9 protein-coding genes are annotated in these 18,178 nt (G+C 72.8%); 5 read left to right on the top strand and 4 right to left on the bottom strand.

Annotation, left to right across the window (positions count from 1 at the left end; genetic code table 11):
- Positions 1-62 precede the first annotated feature (62 nt).
- Positions 63-182, bottom strand: coding sequence for a SapB/AmfS family lanthipeptide (locus ABD355_RS05540; protein ID WP_099926849.1), 120 nt, complete (start codon positions 180-182; stop codon positions 63-65).
- A gap of 7 nt (positions 183-189) precedes the next feature.
- Positions 190-2,802, bottom strand: coding sequence for a class III lanthionine synthetase LanKC (gene lanKC / locus ABD355_RS05535; protein WP_344398914.1), 2,613 nt, complete (start codon positions 2,800-2,802; stop codon positions 190-192).
- Between the two features lie 223 nt (positions 2,803-3,025).
- On the opposite strand from lanKC, the gene ABD355_RS05530 reads away from it, so the two are divergent.
- The 3 genes from ABD355_RS05530 (at position 3,026) to ABD355_RS05520 (ending at position 5,443) form a co-directional block, all read left to right on the top strand.
- Entirely contained in the window at positions 3,026-4,201 is a 1,176-nt protein-coding gene (locus ABD355_RS05530) for a cytochrome P450 (RefSeq protein ID WP_344398913.1), read from the top strand.
- A 124-nt stretch (positions 4,202-4,325) separates the two neighbouring features.
- A complete protein-coding gene (locus ABD355_RS05525; protein ID WP_344398912.1) occupies positions 4,326-4,595 on the top strand; it encodes a hypothetical protein in 270 nt (89 codons plus the stop codon).
- Complete coding sequence (locus tag ABD355_RS05520; RefSeq protein ID WP_344398911.1) at positions 4,592-5,443, top strand: isocitrate lyase/PEP mutase family protein; 852 nt, start codon at positions 4,592-4,594, stop codon at positions 5,441-5,443. Before ABD355_RS05525 ends, ABD355_RS05520 begins: the two co-directional genes overlap by 4 nt.
- A 3-nt stretch (positions 5,444-5,446) precedes the next feature.
- Here the strand turns inward: ABD355_RS05520 and ABD355_RS05515 are convergent, their stop codons facing one another.
- On the bottom strand, positions 5,447-7,483 hold the full coding sequence (locus ABD355_RS05515) for a 2-oxo acid dehydrogenase subunit E2 (RefSeq protein WP_344398909.1): 2,037 nt from the start codon (positions 7,481-7,483) through the stop codon (positions 5,447-5,449).
- A 1-nt stretch (position 7,484) separates the two neighbouring features.
- Positions 7,485-8,597, bottom strand: coding sequence for a pyruvate dehydrogenase (acetyl-transferring) E1 component subunit alpha (gene pdhA, locus ABD355_RS05510; RefSeq protein ID WP_344398907.1), 1,113 nt, complete (start codon positions 8,595-8,597; stop codon positions 7,485-7,487).
- Positions 8,598-8,849: 252 nt separating this feature from the next.
- On the opposite strand from pdhA, the gene ABD355_RS05505 reads away from it, so the two are divergent.
- Complete coding sequence (locus ABD355_RS05505) at positions 8,850-10,172, top strand: cysteate synthase (protein ID WP_344398906.1); 1,323 nt, start codon at positions 8,850-8,852, stop codon at positions 10,170-10,172.
- On the top strand, positions 10,169-18,178 hold the full coding sequence (locus ABD355_RS05500; RefSeq protein ID WP_344398905.1) for an amino acid adenylation domain-containing protein: 8,010 nt from the start codon (positions 10,169-10,171) through the stop codon (positions 18,176-18,178). The genes ABD355_RS05505 and ABD355_RS05500 overlap by 4 nt, the downstream gene beginning before the upstream one ends.

The following is an 18,178-nucleotide window of genomic DNA, read 5'->3' as shown; positions in this document are numbered from 1 at the left end:
CGTCGATGGTTCCAGCGGAGGGGGCGGGGACACCGGAGGTGCCCCCGCCGTTGGGGTGAGAACTAGCAGAGCAGCAGGCTCAGGCGGCTGCCTCCACAGCCCTTGCTCGCGCGGCTGCCCGGCGGCGGAGCGTGCCCGGTTTCGGTCTCGATGGTGAGACCCTGCAGTTCGAGGAGCGACATGGCGTCCTCACCTCCTCTCTGGTACTCGCATGGGGACGGGGAAGTCATGAGCGGGCAGGTCGGGTGTCAGGAACGGCAGTCCGGCCGACCGGGAGTGGAAGGCGGCGCCCAGCGCGAGCAGGACGCCCGCGCCGCCTGTTGCCAGGTCCATGGACAGCCGCAGCAACTGCTCGCCGGGGAAGGCCAGTTGCCCGTCCAGGAGACAGGCGTGGCGGGCCAGACGGCGTACGTGGTCGGCGATCAGGGGGTCCCGTTCGGCGGCCGTGCCGGGCGGGTGCGGGCGGCTGAGGTGGAGGATCATCCCGGCGAGACCGTCGAAGAGCCCGGGCTCGATGTAGAAGGACGCCCTGGCCGCCTTACGGATGGCCGCGGCGGCGTCCAGGAACTCCTCGTCCGCGCGATGGGCCAGATAGTCCTCGAGGACCATTCCGATGCCCACACTGCCGTCGGCGAGATACGGCATGGTGCGCCAGCCCTCGTTCACCTCCATCGACCCCTCCTCGCGCACGACACAGCGACGCAGGTCCTGGCGCAGCGCCGTGGCGGCCAGGTCGAGCAGGGCCGGGTCCTTACTGCGCTCGTACAGGCGCAGGAACAGCAGCGCCGGCCCGGAAGACCCGAACATCAGGCCCGCCCTGGGGTGGGCACCGCCGCTGGTCTCCGGCACGGCGTCGGCCGGGCCCAGGCGGTCGGCGACGACCTCCGCCACCCGGCAGGCGGTGTCACGGCAGGTGGCGTCGCCGGTGGTGGTCGCGAAGTGCAGCAGGTTGAGGCCGATGCCGGACAGGCCGCCCTTGAGGTCGAGGGGCAGCGGCTCCCACCGTTCGCCCAGGCACATGTCGAGCACCTTGACGGCCTCCTCGTGGTGCCCGAGGCGCTCGAGGACATGGGCGACGCCGTGCAGGCCGTCGTAGAAGCCGAGGCGGGTGCCCGGTGCCGGGTCGAGCGCGTGCCGGATCAGCCACTCCTCGTGGTCGGGGTTGCGTCCCGCGCCCGTCACGTCCAGCGCGTACAGCACGCCTGCCGCGCCGTGGGCGAGGCCCAGCCCGCTTCCCGGGAGCAGGAACTGCTCGATGTCGCCCGGGAAGAGCCGGTCGTGCCGCTCCGGTGTGGCGGCGGCCAGGACGGCGGAGGCGATCGAGTCCCGGGCGTGCAGCCAGCCCGCCCGGTCGGGCTCCAGTCGGGGCGCGTCGTCCGCGCCCTCGTCGATGCCGCCGTCGCCGGTGATGGTGCGTACCGCCTCGTCGAGGAAGGGGCGGGGGACAGGGAACAGGCGGGCGGCCTCCCTGGCGAGCTGCCCCGCCTTGCCGACGTCCAGTTCGATCAGGCCGGTCAGCGGCAGGAACAGGAACAGTCGCAGACTGGCCAGCGCATACCGGTCGATGTCGAAGCCGGTGGCGCCGCGGGGGGCGATGAAGCCCGGTGCGGCGAGGACCTGACGCCGGGCCTGCGTCACGTCCATGGCGCCCTCGAAGTCGACCAGCACCACCCTGCCGTCGGGGCGCACCAGGATGTTGTCCGTGTGGACGTCGCCGATCACGATGCCCCGCTCGTGAACCGCCGCGACCGCCTCCTCCACCTGCCGGTGGATGTCGAGAGCCCAGTCGGTGTAGTCGGCGAACGCGGCGGCGTCCGGGGCCAGGGCGGCGAGCGGATAGCGCTTGACGAACTCGTTGTACAGAGCCGTGGCCTCGACGAGTTCCTCCACGAGGAAGTGGTGGCCGCCCAGCTCGAAGTGGTCGCGGACCGCGGGCACGAACGGCAGTCCGGCCAGCCGCTCCAGGGCCTCCCGCTCGCGCCGGAGCCGGGTGACGGCGTCCGCGCCGTCCGGGGTGAGCCCCGCGTGCGGTCGCCCCTCCTTGAGGACGACCCGCTCCTGCGACCGGGTGTCCACCGCGGCGTACAGTCCGCCGGCGTTGGAGAAGTGCAGCGCCTTCTCGATCCGGTAGGGCAGGTCGGCGACGGTGGTGCGGCGGCTCTCGGCGAGGTGGGGTTCGAGGAATCCGGGCAGCTGCACCCACTCGGGCAGCCGGAAGGTGGGGCCGCGCACATCGGGCACCAGACGGCCGGAGGGATCCTCCACCGCCTGCTCCAGCTCGCCGTCGTCCGACACGCAGTACCGGTCGGCGAAGGCCCCGTACCTGACGTAGAGCGGACCCTCGCCCCAGCGCAGGTCGCTGAGAATGTACGGGCCCTGCCGGCCGTCGAGCAGAGCGCCCAGCTCGGTGAGGATGCGCTCGCACTCGGCCTCGTCCACGGGGTAGACGGTCACGAACTTGCCGCTGGAGCCGCGGTGCGCGTACTTCGCGTTCGCGAGGAACAGGGCGTCCATACCGGGCAGGAACTTGAACGCGATGCGGCGCGGGACGCAGTAGTCCCACACCTCGTCCAGGATCGACTGCGCGTTGTCCGGACAGGCCGAGACATGGATCTTCCAGCCCTGCCGGGGAAACACGGTGCCGTTGGGACGGCACACTACCCAGTCGCCGAGCTCCTCGCGCGCCCAGGAAGCGGGCAGCGGCCGGGCGGCCTGCCGGAAGCGGCCACGCGTCCGGCCGTGATGCGGTGCGTCGTAGAAGTGGGGGTCTGTGAGGCAGTAGACCTCGTACCGCTTGTCCACGGAGTCTCCAAGGGTTCAGTCCGCCTCCCTGGTGCCTCTCACCTCCCACGATGGCAGAAGGCGCAGGCGTGGACATCGTGCGTCTGTCACCTGACGAGCGTGGGATTCACCCGGCTTCCCTGTGCGAAACGCACACCTCGGGACGTGGATAATCACGACCGCAGGAGTATTCGAACCTCCCGAAAGGGTGGGTGTTTCCCGCCATGCGCAACGGTCCCGCACGATGAGCGTCGCCGACTCCTTCCCGCTCGGTGCCGCCACCACGCTCGACGAACTCGCCCGGGACCCGCATGCCCGCCTGGCACAGCTGCGGGCGCACGAGCCGGTGTCCTGGCTGCCGGAGCTGGGCGGCTGGCTGGTGACGCGCCGCGACCTCGCGCTGCACGTGATGCGGGACGCCGCGACCTTCACCGTGGACGACCCCCGGTTCTCCACCGCACGGGTCGTCGGGCCGAGCATGCTGTCGCTGGACGGCGAGCAGCACACCCGCCACCGCGAGCCGTTCAACGCCCCCTTCCGGCCACGGCAGGTACGCGACGGATTCGCCTCGTTCATCGAGCAGGAGACCGGCCGGCTCATCACCGCTCTGGAGCCGGCCGGCGCCGCGGAACTGAGACGTGCCTTCGCCGGACCGCTCGCGGTCGCCGTCGTGACCGAGGCACTGGGGCTGGCCGGTGCCGGAACGGACACGGTGCTCTCCTGGTACGACTCCATCGTGCGCTCCGTCTCGGACATCACCGCCGGACACGAGGCGGGACCCGACGGAGCCGCCGCGTACGCGGAGCTTCGGGCCGCCGTGGAGAACACCGTTGCCGACGGGGGCAGTTCCTCGCTGCTGGTCTCCGCCGCCGGGCGGCTGGCGCTGCCCGAGGTGGCGTCCAATGCCGCGGTCCTGATGTTCGGGGGCATCGAGACCACCGAGGCGATGATCACCAATGCGCTGCTGCACCTGCTGGGCCACCCCGACCAACTGGCCCTCGTACGTGCTGACTTCGAGCTGCTGGACGGTGCGATCGACGAGTCGCTGCGCCTGGAACCGGGCGCGGCGGTCGTGGACCGCTACGCGGTATGTGACACGGCGCTGGGCCCCGCCACCATCCGCCGGGGCGACCTGGTCACGGTCTCCCTGGCCGGCGCCAACCGCGACCCAGCCGTCTTCCCCGACCCCGACCGCTTCGACGTCCGCCGCGGGAACGCGCGCCTCCAACTGGCCTTCGCCCACGGCCCGCACCACTGCATCGCCGCCCACCTGGCCCGCCTGGAGACCCGCATCGCCCTCCAGCACCTGCTCGAACGCCTCCCGGCGCTGCGCCTCGACCCGGACCGCCCCACAGCCCCCCACGGCCTGGTCTTCCGCAAGCCGTCGGCCCTGCATGTGCAGTGGGACAGCCCTTGCTGAGCGGCAGTTGCTGCCGTCATCGCAGTGCGTCGGCGGAGGGTGCGGCAGGACCTCCGGTCCGGCGCACGCCGCGCATGCCCCGATGCCGAGGAAACCGGCGTCACCTCCGGCAGCGGAGCGCGGTGTGTCCGGCCGCGAACAGGTCGTCGCCCAGGCGGCACGAGCCCTGACCGGCCGGCTCGCAGGCGCGCGCTGCTCTGCGAGCGGGCGGACCGGGCCCGGCGCCTCGGCCTCCACGAGAATGGGTCTCGATGCCATCGTCGGCGGGAACATCCCGCTCGCCCGTACCGCCGTGCGCACCCACCTGCGGGCGCGCACCGTCGTGGTCCGGGAACGACACGCTCCGGAGGAGGGTTCCGGCTCGGCCCCCCCGGCTCGTAGGTTCGTCACGTGAACAGCGACAGCCGAGAACGAGCGGAACGATTCGTCCAGTTGCACCAGCAGGGCTGCTTCCTGCTCCCCAACGCATGGGACGTGGGCAGCGCCCGGATCCTGGAGGCGGCCGGCTTTCCGGCCGTGGCGACCACCAGCGCGGGTGTCGCGTTCTCCCTGGGACGCCCGGACCACGACTTCTTCGCCGAGCAGCCGGAGGGCCGCATCGACCGTGAGACGATGCTGCGCCGCATCCGCGAGATCGCCGACGAGATCACGGTGCCGCTGAGCGCCGACCTGGAGGACGGATACGGCGAGGCGCCCGAGACGGTGGCGACCACGATCTCCATGGTGCTCGCGGCCGGCGCGGCGGGCGGCAACATCGAGGACTTCACCGGCGAGCGCAAGGTGCCGCTCTACGACCCGGCCCTCGCCGCCGACCGCATCCGGGCAGCCCGCGCCGCCGTGGACGCCGGCGGCGAGCCCTTCGTCCTGGTCGGCAGGACCGACGCGCTGCTCGTCGGGGGCACGCTCGACGAGTGCATCCGGCGGGCCAACGCATACCTGGCGGCCGGAGCGGACTGCGCGTTCGTGCCGGCAGCCGCCGATGCCGGGACCATCGGCACCCTGGTGCGCGAACTCGACGGCCCGCTCAACGTGGTGATGGGCCTGACGGGCGGCACGCTGTCACTGGACGACCTGCGCGAACTCGGCGTACGGCGGGTCACGGTCGGCGGCAGCATCGCCCGCGCGATGTACCGTCACCTGCTGAGCGCCGCGCGGGAACTGGCCGACCGGGGCACCTTCTCCTACGCCGACGACCAGATCCCGCAGCCGGACCTCAACGACCTCTTCCAGCGGCGTCATTGATGCTCAGACGGCGACATCCAGGCCCGCGACGACGTGCCGCAGGAAGTCGGCCGCCGTGCCGCCGTCGCAGACCCGGTGGTCGAAGGTCAGGGACACATTGACGACCTTGCGGACTTCGACGCGGCCGTCCTGCGCCCAGGGGCGGTCGGTGATGCGGCCCACCCCGATCATCGCCGCCTGGGGGTGGTTGAGGATCGGCGTGGCGCCGTCGACGTCGAAGCCGCCGTAGTTGTTCAGGGTGAAGGTGCCACCGGTGCGGTGTTCGGCGGGCAGTGCACCGTGGCGGGCGAGGTCGGTGAGCCGTCGTAGTTCGGCGGCCAGGGCGTCGAGTGAGAGGCGGTCCGCGTCCCGGACCACGGGGACGACCAGTCCGTGGTCGGTCTGCGCGGCGAAGCCGAGATGCACGTGCGGGAGGCGCACGAGCTCCTGACGGTCGGCGTCGACACGGGAGTTGAGCTCCGGGAAGGCGGCCAGCGCGTCGAGGCAGGCCCGGGCGAGCAGGGGCATCAGGCCCGTACCGAGGGCGGTGCGGGCGGCGAGCAGGCCGCCTGCGTCGGTGTCCGCCCAGATGGTCACCGCAGGTGTGTCCCGGTGCCCGCGGACGAACTTGTCGGCCGAGGGGCCCAGCGGAGTACGGCTGGCGGACGCCGCCGCGTGGACCGGGCCGTACGACTCGTGTACGGCATCGGTCGTCCTGGTCGTGTTCGCCGCACGACCCGCCCGCCCGGAAGTTCCGTAGCCGGTCAGGACGGCACCCGAACCGGACGCGGCTGCCGACTCCTCCACGGTCAGCAGCGGCGCCCCCACCTCGACGACCTCACCCGTCCCGCAGTGCAGGGCCGTGACGGTCCCCGCGAACGGACTCGGCAGCGTCACCACGGACTTGGCCGTCTCGACCTCCGCAACGACCTGATCGTGCTCGACGGGATCGCCCACGGCGACCTTCCACTCCAGCACCTCCGCCTCGGCCAACCCCTCACCCAGGTCGGGCAGGAGGAACGTACGGCCGGACACGGGTGCGTCTGCGGCGGCGGGAAGGGAGGGGCGGGCCCGTCGCGCGGAGGAGGGCAGCAGGCGGCGCAGACCGTCCAGCACCCGGCGCACGCCCGGCAGATGGGCGTCCTCCAGCAACGGCGGCGGATACGGGATGTCGAGCCCCGTGACCCGCAGCACCGGAGCCCGCAGCGCGTCGAAGCACCGCTCCTGCACCCGCGCCGCGATCTCGGCGCCGACCCCGGCGAAGCCCTGCGCCTCGTGCACCACCAGGCACCGGCCGGTCCGCCGCACCGACGCGGTCAGCGCGTCGTCGTCGAGGGGCACGAGGGTCCGCAGGTCCAGCACCTCGACGTCCAGGCCTTCCGCGGCGGCCAGCCGGGCCGCCTCCAGCGCCACGGCGACCGAGGGGCCGTAGGCGACGAGCGTGGCGTCGTCTCCGGCGCGGCGTACGGCGGCGGCGCCGAAGGGCCCGGTCCGGACCGGGAGTTCGAGATGCTCCTTGGTCCAGTAGCGGCGCTTCGGCTCCAGGAAGATCACCGGGTCCGGGTCGTCGATCGCCTCGCGCAACAGGGAGTACGCGTCCGCCGCCGTCGCCGGGGTCACGACCTTCAGGCCGGCCGTGTGCGCGTAGTACGCCTCGCTGGAGTCGCTGTGGTGCTCCACACCGCCGATGCCGCCGCCGTAGGGGATCCGGACGACCAGGGGCAGCGGGAGGGCGCCGCGGGTGCGGTTGCGCATCTTCGCCATGTGGGAGGTGATCTGCTCGAACGCCGGGTAGGCGAACGCGTCGAACTGCATCTCCACCACGGGCCGCCAGCCGGCCATCGCCATGCCGACCGCCAGGCCCGCGATACCGGCCTCGCTGACGGGCGTGTCGAAGCAGCGGCCCTCGCCGAAGGCGTCCCGCAGCCCGTCGGTGACCCGGAAGACGCCGCCGAGCCGGCCGACGTCCTCGCCGAAGACGACGACCCGTTCGTCCGCGCCCAGCGCGTCCCGCAGGGCGGCGTTGAGTGCCTGGGCCATCCCCGTGTCGACCGCGGTCATGTCAGCGCTCCTCCAACTCGGCCCGGAGGATGGCCTGTTGATCGGTCATGTGTGGGGTCGGCGAGGAGAAGACGTGGTCGAAGAGGGCTGCGGGGTTCAAGTCCGGATCTGCGCGGAGTCGTTCGCGTACGTCGGTGGCGTACGCCTCCGCCTCGGCGGCTGCGGTCTTCACGTCCTCGTCCGTCAGCAGGCCCCGTGCCCGCAGCGCCGACTCCAGCCGGGCGATCGGGTCGCGCTCCCGCCAGCCGTCGGCCTCCGCGGCCGCGCGGTACCGGGAGGGATCGTCGGCGCTGGTGTGGGGGCCCATCCGGTAGGTGTGCGCCTCGACCAGCCACGGACCACCGCCCGCCCGGGCGTCCTCGACCGCTCCGCTCAGTACGGCGAGTACGGCCGCGGCGTCGTTGCCGTCCACCTGCTGCGACCGGATGCCGTAGCCGACTCCCTTGTACGCCAGGCTCGGTGCCGCGCACTGCTCGGACAGCGGGACCGAGATGGCGTACCCGTTGTTCTGCACCAGGAACACCACCGGAGCCTTCAACACGCCCGCCAGATTGAGGGCTTCATGGAAGTCGCCCTCGCTGGTGGCGCCGTCGCCCACCAGCGCGAGGGCGACCGTGTCCGCGCCCTTGAGGCGCTCGCCGTGGGCCACTCCCGTGGCGTGCGCGGCGTGGGTGGCCAGCGGGGTGCACTGCGGTGCCGTGCGGTGCCGTATCGGGTCGTAGCCGCAGTGCGCGTCCCCGCGCAGCAGCGTCAGCGCCTCGACGGGGTCGATCCCCCGGCTGACCAGCGTGACACAGTCCCGGTAGGTGGGGAACAGCCAGTCGGTGGCACGCAGGGCGAGCGCGGCGCCCACCTGGCAGGCCTCCTGGCCGAGGCTGGAGGGATGGACCGCGAGCCTGCCCTGCCGGGCGAGCGCGGTCGCCTGCTCGTCGAAGCGGCGCCCGAGGACCATCTTCCGGTACACCGTCAGCAGCGACTCGGCCGGAGGCTCGGAGTACGTCGTGCTCACCGTCCCGCCGTCCGAGGACAGAAGGGAAACCGGAACCGGGGAGGGAAGCCAGCGCCAGGGCTCCGTCTCATTCCCCGCTTTCGTCCCCGTCGGCTTGTCGCCCATGTATCCGCCACCCTTTCCGAACGGCTATCGCGCTTCGGATGATCTCCACGGGTATGCGCTTTCTCAACTGTCCGGCAGATAAGGGCAAGTGAAGCGGAACTGAACAGTCCGCCGATCCGCATAAGGAGATGGTAAGCGCTTCCTGTCCGTCAACCAGGCGTCGCCAAAAGGTAATTCGTGCGTCGCCCGCCCTTCCTGAACCGCCGGGTCCAATTGATCAGCGAGACGCGGCACTGCGGAAGGCAAGCGAAGATGTCCGGAGTAGGCCCGGGAACACGTCACTACACCGTCGTCTGTTCCTCCTGCGGAAACCGTTACGAGGACGACGGCCTCCTCCTCGACTGCTCCCGCCGGCACGAACCGGCATTCCTGCGCACCGAGTACAACGGCGACCACGAGACAACCGGAACCCGCGTCGGCGAAAACAGCGGCCTGTTCCGGCATGCCTCACTGCTGCCGGTGGTGCGCACCTTCCCCGACGTTCCCGGACCGGTCGTCCACCGCGCCGAGCGCCTCGGGCGCCGTATCGGCCTCGACCGGCTGTGGGTCGCCTTCAACGGGTACTGGCCCGAGCGCGGGGCGGCCCTGCCGACCTGTACCTTCAAGGATCTTGAGGCCTACACGGTGCTCGGCCGGCTGCCCGCCGAACCGCCCGTGCTCGTCATTCCCTCCGCAGGCAACACCGCCGCCGCCTTCGCCTGGGCCGCCACCTGCCACCGGGTGCCCTGTCTGCTCGTCGTGCCCGCACCGGCCCTGGAGCGGATGCGCTTCCCCGCACCGCTCGACCCCCGCGTCCGGCTCGTGGTCCTCGACGGCACCGCCACCTACAGCGACGCCATAGCCTGCGCCGACCTGCTGTCCGCCCTGCCCGGCCACCATGCCGAGGGCGGCGCACGCAACGTCGGCCGCCGCGACGGCCTGGGCACCGTGATGCTGGCCGCCGCCGATGCCCTCGGGCGGCTCCCGGAGACCTATGTGCAGGCCGTCGGCAGCGGCACCGGAGCCATCGGCGCCCACGAGGCCGCCCGCAGACTGCGTGCCGACGGCGAGGCACTGCCCCGCCTGCTGATGTGCCAGAACGCGCCCTTCGCACCGCTGTACGACGCGTGGCGATGTACCGGCGCCACTCCTGCCCACCGGGACAGCGATCGCGAACTCGAGCCGCTGGCACGCGAACTGACCAACCGGCGCCCGCCGTTCACCGTCCGCGGCGGTGTCCGCGACGTGCTCACCGAGAGCGGCGGCGACGTCCTGTGCACCGACAACGTCACTGCCCTCGCCGCGATGGCCCTGTTCGAGGAAATCGAGGGCATCGACATCGAGCCGGGTGCCGGAGTGGCCCTGGCCGCCCTGGCCGAGGCGGCACGGACCGGTCGCGTCCGCCGCGACGAACTCGTCCTCCTCAACATCACCGGAGGCGGTCGGGCACGCCAGGCCCGCGACCTGCCGCTGATCTCCGCCGAGCCCTGGCTGCGCGTGCCCTGGCCCGGCCGCGACGAGGGCCCGCGGCACGCGGCCGAGCTCGTGGCACGGCAGCTGACCGACCTCACGGCGGTCACGGAGGCCGCCCGATGACCCTGCCCCGCACCCTGGACGTGTCCGCCGCCCAGCGCTCCATGTGGTTCGGGCAGCGGCTCGACCCCGCAGGGCCCGCCTACAACGTAGGTGAATACACCGAGATCCACGGCCCCGTCGACCCCGTCCGCTTCCGGGCGGCCGTCCAGAAGGTGGTGGCGGCCACCGAGACACTGCGGGTCCGGTTCACGGCCGAGGACGATACCGTCCGCCAGCTCGTAGACCCCGACCCCGCCTGGGAGCTGCCCGTCGTCGACCTCACGGGCGAAGCCGACCCCCGGTCGGCAGCCGAGGCCTGGATGGCCGCCGACTTCGCCACGCCGTTCGAGCTCGACCGGTCACCGCTCTTCCGGTACGCGCTGCTGCACCTCACGGCCGCCCACTGGATCTGGTACCAGCGCTACCACCACATCGCCGTCGACGGCTACAGCTGCTCCCTCCTCGCGCGCCGGGTCGCCGACGCCTACAGCGCCCTCGTCGCGGGCACGCCGCACGTCCCGCCGCCCGCGCCCCTCACCCCGCTGGTCGCCGCGGACGAGGCCTACCGCGCCGGCCAACGACACGCGGCGGACCGGGAGTTCTGGACGTCCGCGTTCGCCGACCGCCCCGACCCGGTGAGCCTGTCCGCCCGACGGCCACATGTCGCGGGGCGCTTCCTGCGCCGTACCGGCCATCTCCCGCAAACAGCAGGGGACTTGGTGCACGCGGCTGCCGAACAGACCGGCACCCGCTGGTCGCGTGTCCTGCTCGCGGCGACCGCCGCCTATCTGCACCGGCTCACCGGCGCCCGGGACATCGTCCTGGGCCTCGCCGTCACCGCCCGCGAGAGCGAGACCGAACTGGCCACGCCGGGCATGGCGTCCAACGTGCTTCCACTGCGGCTGTCCGTACGGCCCGACACCGCCGCTGAAGACCTCGTACGCCGGACGGCCGCCGCCACCCGCGAGCTGCTGGTGCACCAGCGGTACCGCGGCGAGGACCTCCGCCGGGAGCCGGACTGGCCGCAGGACGGCCCCCGCTTCTTCGGGCCGGTCGTCAACATCATGGCGTTCGGCCCGGAGCTGCGGTTCGCCGGGCATCCGACCACCCGGCACAACCTGTCCACGGGGCCCGTCGAGGACCTCGCCGTCAATGTGTACGACCGTGCGGACGGCGGCGGCATCCGCATTGACCTCGACGCGGGCCCCGACCACTACACGGACGCCGAACTCGCGGCCCATCACCGGCGCTTCGCGCGCTTCGTGGAGCACTTCACCCGAGCCGTCGTCGCCTCCGGCACCCCGGTCGGCCGGGTCGAGGCGACCTTGCCGCAGGAGCGGGCGGACGCCCGGCTCGTCGGCTCCGCCGCGCCCGCGGGAGCGGCGACGACCGTGCCGGAACTCCTCGCGGCCCGGGCCGCGGCCACCCCGGACGCCACGGCGGTCATCCAGGGCGAACGCACCACCACCTACCGGCAGTTGAACAGCCGCGCCAACCGGCTCGCGCACCGCCTGATCACCCTCGGCGTCCGCCCGGAGGACCGCGTGGCGGTCCTGCTGGACCGCTCCGACGGGCTGCTGGCCGCGCTCCTGGCCGTACTCAAGGCGGGCGCCGCATACGTCGGCCTCGATGCGCGCGCGCCGGCTGCCCGCACCCGGCAGCTCCTGGCCGAGACCGGCGCAAACGTCCTGCTGACCGACACCGAGCCGACCGAGCCGTACGACGGCGTGACCACGGTCGCTCCCGCGGACCCGTCGCTCGCCGCCGAACCGGACACGGACCCCGCCGTGCTCCTGCACCCGGCGCAGCTCGCCTACGTCAGCTACACCTCCGGCTCCACCGGCACCCCCAAGGGCGTCGCCGTCACCCACCGCGACGTCACCGCGCTGGCCGCCGACCCGGCCTTCGCGGGCGGCGCGCACGCGCGCGTGCTGGTGCACTCGCCGACGGCGTTCGACGCCTCCACCTACGAGATGTGGGTACCGCTGCTGACCGGCGGCACCGCCGTGGTCGCCGGGCCGGAGGAGGACGTGGACGCCGCCGCCGTCGCCCGTCTGACACAGCGCCACGGGCTGACGGCTCTGTGGCTCACCGCCGGGCTGTTCCGCCTCGCCGCCGAGGAGGACCCGGGCTGCTTCGCGGGACTGCGCCAGGTCTGGACCGGCGGAGAGGCCGTGCCCGCGCCGGCGGTCCGCCGGGTCCTGACAGCCTGCCCCGAGCTGACCGTCACCGACGGCTACGGCCCCACCGAGACGACCACCTTCGCCACCATCCGCCCCTGCACGGCGGCCGCGACGGTACCGGACCCGCTGCCCATCGGCCGCCCTCTCAACGGCATGCGCGCCTACGTCCTCGACGGCGCCCTGCAGCCACTCCCACCGGGCACCGTGGGGGAGCTGTACCTCGCAGGACCGGGTGTGGCCCGCGGCTACCTCGGCCGTCCCGGCACCACCGCCGAACGCTTCACCGCCGACCCGTACGGGCCGCCCGGGTCCCGTATGTACCGCACGGGCGACCACGCGCGCGTGACGGACGACGGCGAGCTGGAGTTCCACGGCCGCACCGACGGCCAGGTCAAACTCCGCGGCTTCCGCATCGAACCGGGCGAGATCGAGACGGCTCTCGCCGCCCATCCCGAGGTCACCCAGGCGGTGGCGGTCGTCCGCGAGGACCGGCCGGGCGACCGACGGCTGGTCGCGTACGCGGTCTGCACCGGGGTCAAGGCCACGACGACGGGTGAACCGTGGGCCGCCGACGCTGCAAGGTCGGCATCCGCGCGCGAGCCTCGCCGAGCTGAACATGCCTTGTCGGCGCGGGCGGCCCGGCGAACTGAGAACGCGGGGGTGGTGACTGAGGCCGGGCGTGTGGCAGATCGGGCACCGGAACAGGGAGCTCCCGCCCCTGGTGCTCAGCTCGCCCACCGTGCTGTTCTCGCCTCCGGCGTCGATCCAGCCCGCCGTGCTGTTCTCGCCTCCGGCGTCGACCCAGGCCACCGTGCTGTTCTCGCCGCCGGCGCCGATCCAGCCCACCGTGCTGTTTCCGCCTCCGGCGCCCACCCCGCCCACCGTCCCGCTCCCGCTCCCGAAGATCTGCGGGACCACCTCGTCGCCCTCCTGCCCGACTTCATGGTTCCCTCGGCTGTCGTCGTCCTCGACCGGCTGCCGTTGACGCGCAACGGCAAGCTCGACCGGGCCGCGCTGCCTGCTCCGCCCGCTGCTGCCGCCCCGCAGGCGCACGCGCCGCGCAGTCCCCACGAAGACGTCCTGTGCGTCCTCTTCGCCGATCTGCTCGGCCTCCCGGACGTCGGCCCCCGGGACAGCTTCTTCGCGCTCGGCGGACACTCGCTGCTCGCTCTTCGCCTCCTCGGGCGTATCCGCACCACCCTCGGCGTCGAACTGACCCTGCGCGAGGTCTTCCAGGCGCCCACTCCGGCCGGGCTCGCCCCGTTGCTGGCGGGAGCCGGGGCGGCCGTACGACCCGCCCCGCGGCCGACTCCGCGCACAGAACTCGGTGAGGCCCCGCTGTCCTCCGCCCAGCGGCGGCTGTGGTTCCTGCATCGGCTGGAGGGCCCGAGCGCGGCCTACAACATCCCCCTCGCCGTCCGGCTGACCGGCGCAGGCCTCGACGCGGACGCCCTGCGCGCGGCCCTCGCCGACCTGGTCGCCCGGCACGAGATCCTGCACACCGTCTACCCGGACGCCGACGGCCTGCCGTGCCAGCGGCTGCTGGACCCCTGTCCGCCGGAGCTGCAGGCCGACCACGTGACCGAGGCCGAACTGCCGCAGCGGCTGGCGCAGTTGGCGGGGGAGGGGTTCGAGATCTCGGCGGACGTTCCGTTCCGGGCGCGTCTCCTTGTCCTCGGTCCCGAAGACCACGTCCTGCTCCTCGTCCTGCACCACATCGCCGCCGACGGCTGGTCCCTCGACCCGCTGCTGCTCGACCTGGCGACTGCCTATCGGGCCCGGCTGGAGGGCCGGGAGCCGGACCGGGCGCCCCTGCCCGTCCAGTACGCCGACTACTGCGTCTGGCAGCGCGAGGTGCTCGGCGACGACCTGGACCGTCAACTCGACCACTGGCGCCGGGCGCTCGCCGGGCTCCCCGACGAACTCCCGCTCCCCGCCGACCGCCCGCGCCCGGCCCGCGCCACCCACCGGGGCGGCGACATCCCCGTCAGGCTGGACGCGGACCTGCACCGGCGGCTGCGGGCACTGGCCGGCGAGACCGGCACGACGGTGTTCATGGTGGTGCAGGCGGGCCTTGCCGCCCTGCTGACCCGGCTGGGCGCGGGCACCGACATCCCGTTGGGCACGCCGGTCGCCGGTCGCGCCGACGAGGCGCTGGAGGACCTCGTCGGCTGCTTCGTCAACACCCTCGTGCTGCGCACCGACACCTCGGGCGAGCCCAGCTTCCGTGAACTGCTGGCCCGGGTCCGGGAAACCGACCTGGCGGCCTACGCCCACCAGGAGCTGCCCTTCGAGCACCTGGTGGAGGCCCTCAACCCGCCCCGCTCACTCGCCCGGCACCCGCTCTTCCAGGTGATGCTCGCCTTCCGCCCCACCGCCGGACCCCGTCTCGACCTCCCCGGACTGCAGGCCCGGACGCTTCCCGTCGAGACCGGCGCCACCAAGATCGACCTGACCTTCAACCTGGGCGAGCAGCGCGCCTTTGACGGCTCCCCTGACGGGATCGAGGGCATCCTCCAGTACAGCGCCGACCTCTTCGACCGGCGCACGGCCGAGGACCTGGCCGCCCGTCTGGAGCGGCTGCTGCGGGCCGCCGTCCGTCATCCCGACCGCGCCATCAGCACGCATGACCTCCTCGACGACCGCGAACGCCACCAGCTCCTGGCCGAGTTCAACGACACGGCACACGAGGTACCGGACATCACCTTTCCTCGGCTCTTCGAGGCGCGCGCCGCCGAGTCGCCGGCCTCCGTTGCCGTCGGGGACGGCACCACCTCACTGACGTACCGTCAACTCGACGACCGAGCGAATCGTTTGGCGCGTGTCCTCTCCTCGCACGGTGCCGGTCCGGGGCGGATCGTCGCGTTCTCGCTGCCCCGGTCGGTCGACCTCGCGGTCGCCGTGCTGGCCGTCCTCAAGGCGGGCGCCGCGTATCTGCCACTGGACCCGGAACATCCGGCCGACCGCACCGCGTATCTCCTCGCCGACGCGGATCCGGTGTGTCTGATCACCCGGGACCGGCTCCCCGCCGGGTGCAGCGTCGGCTGTGCGGTGGTGGAGCCCGACGCGGCCCCGGACGATCCGGACACACCTCTCCCGGAGGCCCGGCCCGCCGATCCCGCCTACCTGATCTACACCTCCGGCACCACCGGCCGCCCCAAGGGCGTCGTCGTCGAGCACCGCAACCTCACCACCTATGTGGCCCGTTGTGTCGAGGCGTACCCGAGTCTGCGCGGTGCCTCGCTGCTGCACGCGACGATGTCCTTCGACGCCACCGTGACCACCCTGCACGGGGCGCTGGCCGCCGGAGGCCGCGTGCACATCGCCGGTTTCCACGATGCGGGCGCGACGCCGGCGAACGGCGGCTACACGTTCCTCAAGGCGACCCCCAGCCACCTGCCGCTGCTGCCCGTACTGCCGCACGACCTCTCCCCCACCGAGGAGTTCATGCTCGGCGGCGAGGCACTGGTCGGCGAGGCCCTGCGCACCTGGCGCCGCGACCACCCCGACGTACGTCTGATCAACCACTACGGCCCGACCGAGCTCACCGTCGGCTGCACCGACCACCGCATCGAGCCCGGCGACGAACTGCCGACCGGACCGGTGCCCATCGGCCGCCCCATGTGGAACACCCGGACGTATGTGCTCGACGCCCGGCTGAACCTCGCACCGACCGGTGTGGAGGGCGAGTTGTACGTCGCCGGCGATCACGTGGCCCGCGGCTACTGGAGGCGGCCCGGCCTGACCGCCGAGCGGTTCGTCGCCGACCCCTTCGATCCGTCCGGCGGACGCATGTACCGGACCGGTGATCTCGCCGTGTGGCGGGCCGACGGCACCCTGGAGCTGCGCGGGCGGGCCGACGGCCAGCTCAAGATCCGCGGACTGCGGATCGAGCCCGGCGAGGTCGAGGGCGTGCTCACCGCCCACCCGGCCGTCGCCCAGGCCGCGGTGGTGGTCCGCGAGGACCGGGCCGGAGTCCGGCGCCTGGTCGGGTACGTCGTGGGAGCCACCGAGGCCGACTGCCCCACCGTCCTCGCGCACGCCGCCCGCCATCTGCCCGCCCACATGGTCCCCGAGGCCCTCGTGGCGCTCGACGCGCTGCCGATGACCCCGAACGGCAAGCTGGACCGCACCGCCCTGCCCGCACCGGACACCACCCGGGAGACGGCGACAGGACGGGCACCGCGCACCCCCCAGGAAGAGGCACTCAGGGACCTGTTCGCCGAGGTCCTCGTAGTTCCCGCCGACGCCGTCGGTGTCGACGACGGCTTCTTCGACCTGGGCGGCGACAGCATCACCTCCATCCACCTGGTCAGCCGCGCGCTCGCCGAAGGGCTGCGACTGACCCCGCGGGACGTGTTCGAGCACCGTACGGTCGCCGCTCTCGCCGTCGCGGCCGCCTCTCGTCCGGCTCCCAGTCCGTTCCCGGAACAGGACTCGCCGATCGGCATGCTGCCCCTCACCCCGGCCATGCACCGGCTGCGGGAACGCGGAGGTCCGATCGGGGCGTTCAGCCAGTCGGTGCTGTTCGTCACTCCGCCCGGCGCGGACGAGAAGCGCCTGACGGCCGCGCTGCAGGCCGTACTCGACCACCACGACGTGCTACGGATGCGTCTGACGCCCGACGAACGGAAGGCCGAGATTCCTCCGCCCGGGACCGTCGACGCGGCCACGGCGCTGGAACGCATCGCCGGACCGGCAGACTTCGCACAGATACTGAACAAGTCGGCGTCACAACTACGGCCCGATCAGGGGCAGTTGCTGCGCGCGGTGTGGTGCGATGCCGGTCCCGACCGTCCCGGGCGGCTCCTTCTGACCATCCATCACCTCGCCGTGGACGGTGTGTCCTGGCGCATCCTGTGCTCCGACCTGGCCGCGGCCTGGCGCGAGGAGAACCTGCCCGAGCGGGGCACTTCCTTCCGGCACTGGGCCCGCCTGCTGGAGCGGGAGGCCTGTACCCCGGCACGGGCGGCGGAAATGGACGTGTGGCGCGATGTGCTGGAGGACCCCGGTCCTCCGCTGGGTGCCCGTCGGCCCGACCCCCGGCGGGACGTCGTCGGCGAGATGCACCATCTCACCCGGCAGCTCCCGGCCGCGGTAACCAACGATCTGCTCACCACCGTGCCCGCCGCCTTCCACGCCGGCCCCGACGACGTCCTGCTGGCCGCGCTGGCCGCCGCGTTCGTGCGCTGGCGGCGCGCCAAGGACGGCCACCCGGCCCTCCTGCTGGACGTCGAGCGGCACGGCCGCCAGGAGATCGCCGTCGGACTGGACCTGTCGCGCACGGTCGGCTGGTTCACCAGCGTCGTGCCCGCCCGGCTCGACCTCGCCGGAGTCGACCCCGCGGATCCGGCCCAGGTCCTCAAGACCGTCAAGGAACAGCTGCGGTCCGTCCCGGACCACGGCATCGGATACGGCCTGCTGCGCCACCTCGACCCGTCCAACGGGCCGCTCCTCGCGGCCCTCCCGGCGCCGGAAGTCGGCTTCAACTACCTGGGCCGGGCGGCCCGTTCCGCCGACGGCGACTGGCCCCTCGCACCGGAAGCCCTGCGCAACCTCGGCGCCGTGCACGATCCCGCCATGCCCGTGGCGCACGGCCTGGAGATCACCGCCGTGACCACCGAGGACGGCCGGCTCGACACCACCTGGTCCTGGGCCCCCGGCATCTGGTCCCAGGACGACGTACACGCCCTCGCGGACCGGTGGCTGACGGAGCTGACCGCGCAGGCCGCGGGCGGCACCCGCGCGGCGGGCGGGCACACCCCGTCCGACCTGCCCCTGGTGTCGCTGTCCCAAGCAGAGATCGACGAACTCGAAGCCGAGTTCGGCAATGAGTGGAGGTAA

The sequence above is a fragment of the Streptomyces longisporus genome, from assembly GCF_039532765.1.
Classification (GTDB): Bacteria; Actinomycetota; Actinomycetes; order Streptomycetales; family Streptomycetaceae; genus Streptomyces; species Streptomyces longisporus.
The sequence above is the reverse complement of the archived record's forward strand: the minus strand, read 5'-3'. Positions and strand labels throughout refer to the sequence as shown.